General features: G+C 54.5%; 3 protein-coding genes. All 3 read right to left on the bottom strand.

What is annotated here, in order from left to right:
* Positions 1–94: 94 nt before the first annotated feature.
* Positions 95–457, bottom strand: a complete 363-nt coding sequence (locus ACXJ5O_RS25770; RefSeq protein WP_457302389.1) for a hypothetical protein — start codon at positions 455–457, stop codon at positions 95–97.
* Positions 458–800: 343 nt separating this feature from the next.
* Positions 801–929, bottom strand: a complete 129-nt coding sequence (locus ACXJ5O_RS25775; protein ID WP_271893952.1) for an ABC transporter — start codon at positions 927–929, stop codon at positions 801–803.
* Positions 930–1,642: 713 nt separating this feature from the next.
* A partial coding sequence (locus ACXJ5O_RS25780; protein WP_457302390.1) for a hypothetical protein occupies positions 1,643–1,838 on the bottom strand: 196 nt, incomplete at its 5' end.

A 1,838-nucleotide genomic window follows, 5' to 3' on the forward strand; every position in this document is an offset into this window, starting at 1 on the left:
ACGTGGTACGTGGTGGTGACTGACGGTCGGGAGAAGCAGCGTTCATGGCCGATGTCATCGAGTTTTCCGGATGCCAACGACCATTTTGGGTTCCCTATTCGCAGGAAACGCCGTCGCCATCGCGGTCAAGCTTACGCAAAATCAGCTGCCCGCTGCGATCGGGAGCTTCGGGTCCATCAGCCGGGCTTGCAACAGAGACAGGGTGAGGTGGTCGCGCGCATTTAAGATAAATTGTGTCGCAATTCGGACATTCGAGTTTGCTGTCCAGTTTTTTGTCAAATCCGTTCCGATTCCTTGCGGTTTGCGCGATATGAGTGTGTACCTCGTGCTCAATTCGGCTTGTGTGGATCGATAGTGTCGGACTCAACAAGAAGAGTTCGCGCTTGACCGCCATGCCGGCCAGTCGACCAAAGTCTCGTTCACCGCGCTCAAAGAAAATCATGATCGTGAGTGCCATACGTTCGGCCATGGATGCAGAAGCGGATCGCGCCCGAGGAATTGACAAGCCCGGCGGTGCGCCCTTCCCAAGATGCGCAGGTCGTCTTGGGTGTAATCGTGGTCAAACGTAGAAAATGGCATAAGTTGCTCCACCTATTGGCGGGAGCAAGCGCCGATGGGCATCTAACGTGCCCGGCGATGTGAGGATTGTACGCCTCTCTGGGTTAGTTGCGAGTCTTCTGGAAAGCCTTGCTGCTCCAGGGCTTTGGATGGTCATGGCCACGGGCGGGATCGCACGTCGTGTATAGGGCCGGTGTGGAATGGGAAGGTAGACTCACCTTCCCATAGCACAGAAGCAGCCTCTATTTATAGACTGGTGCTGCTGCTGGTTCCGCCATTGGCGGAGGAGCTTTTCCTTTGCCGATTGATCCGCAGGCGCTTAAACTTATCACTGTTAGTACGGCAACGACGGTGATCAGAACTCTGTTCATTCGAAGATCCTTTTCATCAAGTTGTAGTRGGCCAACGACTCGAGGCTAACATAGATAGTGTTAAGCGCTAGGCGTTGGGATCGCGAAAGATATGGGTAGTGCCCCGATAGCCACACCTGGGTCTTTTCGGGCCAGGGACCGCGGGCATCTCTTGGCTTCCTTCTCAAGGGACCGCTTCGAGAAGACGGTAGTCGCTGTCGAAAAATCAATCCAGAGGGCAAAGAGGCGAACTATTGTGCCTTTTGGGTCAACTACAATAGGCTGCCGTTTCTCAAATAGGCTGCCGTTTCTCATTTCCGCTTGCGGTATGTCTTGAAACACACCGCAATGCTCCTCCACCTGGGACTATGTTACTGTATCAAACATGCGTGTATTTCGCCCGCGCCTCGTCCCAGAGGAAGTGCGGCGGTGCCGGCAGTTGCGACCGCCACGCGGTGTGAGGATCGCCAGAGGTGGCGTCCCGCGAATGGGGTGTAGACCTACTTGACGTATCTGCAGTGGTGCGTTCTGTCCGCTTTGTTGCTGATATCATTGCCGATTTTAGGCACTTTCCACGGAATATGTCCTCGTCGCCCACCACAATGATCGTCGCAGTTGGCACGAATGCATGGGCGTGAAACTAGCAAGCGTGCAAGTACCATGAGTATCGGTCGCCCTTCGCGACTGTTGGATACAGTAACGTACTTGCTTGTTCGCGCAGGCAAAAGTCATGATCAGGAGACACGGCTTTGCAACGCGACTGTGTGCGACCCCGTTGAAGGTCGCCCCAGCTTCGATGATGCCAACTGACCCAACTCGACACCCGAGGCAAAGGAGACCGGTGATGACGACAAAAGCCAAGACATCCGATCACAGAATCGACCATTTTTTTTCAATGCCGGCAGCACGTGCGGATCGCTGGCGTGATAT

It is taken from the genome of Phyllobacterium sp. P5_D12, assembly GCF_054049495.1.